General features: G+C 30.2%; 1 protein-coding gene. It reads right to left on the bottom strand.

Translation table 11 applies throughout. From position 1 onward, the window contains the following. Positions 1-116: 116 nt before the first annotated feature. Positions 117-1,400, bottom strand: a complete 1,284-nt coding sequence (locus QZT26_RS17535; RefSeq protein WP_295104027.1) for an IS4 family transposase — start codon at positions 1,398-1,400, stop codon at positions 117-119. Positions 1,401-1,616: the final 216 nt, after the last annotated feature.

The following is a 1,616-nucleotide window of genomic DNA, read 5'->3' as shown; positions in this document are numbered from 1 at the left end:
CAATAAAAATCTCTCTTTTCTTCAGTGCTGTCCAAAATAAATTAGAAAAAGAGAAAAAGGTTTCTTAATAAGTTTTTTTGGACAGATTATAAAATAACTTCCCAAATATCCCCCTCTTAGAATAAATTTTCTTGTCTTAGTTTCATAGAAAGATCCTCTGGCGGCTTAAAAGGATTATCAAGCCATTCAGTTAATAAAATCTTTACAAACAAATTCATTCTTAGAAAAGCAATTAAATTTGATAAACTCCATCCATATTTGGATATCTCTTTTAGATATTTCAACAGCAGCAAAGTTATCAATGCTGTCCAAATCTGTATCCACATCGCATTCTCAGTTGTTCCTAAAAAAGATTTGATTTTTAAGTGTTGTTTAAGCTCTTTGAAGAATGTTTCTATCGACCATCGCTGTTTATATAGCTCTGATATTGTTTGTGCTGTCCAAGAAAAATTGTTTGTTATTATCTCCACATCTGCTTTTTCTGTTTCGGAATATACTACCACTCGTCTTAAGCACTCAGGATAATGGTCTTTGGTATCCACACCGGTTAACCTGATTTTTTCATCCTTAAGTATATGCTCATCTTTTCCTTCCGGCAAAGGAAATTCTTTTACTTGTTCATATTTGATTGCATCTTTTAGTTTTATTACAAATATTATTTTCTCTTTCATCCACCGATAGAGCATCTTAAAGTCTATGTATGCTCTGTCAGCAACTATTACTGAGCTCTCTGGTAAAAGCATATAATTTGCGTGTTTCACATCTGCTTTCTTTCCATCGGTCATATACACATATTTGGGCATACAGCCATCATAATCTAGAAGCGTATGAAGCTTTATGGCTCCTTTTTCTTTTTTATATTTTGCCCAATCGAATACTTTTATACATACGCTGATTATTGTACTATCCAGCATAAATATTTTTTTCTTAATTCCCTTAAATTTTTTCCTTTGGAAATAACCTCTCTTCTGAAAATCTTCATACAGTGAAAAGAATAACTCCCTGAACATCTGCCAGTCTCTTGTAGCATTTATGTAAGATAAAGATGATTTAGAAGGTGATTTCCTTTGAATTCCCAAATGATTCAGATTACCTGATATTGATAATAATCCATTTGTTATTTCTCTTATTGACTGACATTTTGCAAACTGACCGAATAACATCGTTACTAAATGCGTCCAGCTATTTATTCCCTTATTATGTTTATCTGTTGAGTATTCTTTTATTACCCTTGCAAAAATGTTTCTGTTTATTTTTTGTAAAATCTGACTAAAAAGTGTTACATTTACCATTACAATCCCTCGATAAAGTTTGGTGTTTTTTATTGTCAAAACAAATTTACCACCTTTATTTGAGGGATTTCTTTTTTGTCGTTTTGGACAGATATGCTTTTCTTTCATAAAACAACCCACTCATTTTATTTCTATAATTAGTTGCGATTCTTTCTTTTAATAGGATTATCAATGTTAAATTGTTGAACATATAGAGAAATTTAAATTGTATTTAAACCTTAAAAGTCACTTTCTCACTTCTATAAACTTTTCTTATTTTTCATATTAACAACTATAAATTTTTGTAGCCTACTTATGTATGATTATATTTTCAAACCTTTCAAT

This window comes from uncultured Candidatus Kuenenia sp. (genome assembly GCF_900696675.1).
GTDB classification, from domain to species: domain Bacteria; phylum Planctomycetota; class Brocadiia; order Brocadiales; family Brocadiaceae; genus Kuenenia; species Kuenenia stuttgartiensis_A.
This window is presented reverse-complemented; position numbering and strand designations above follow the sequence as displayed.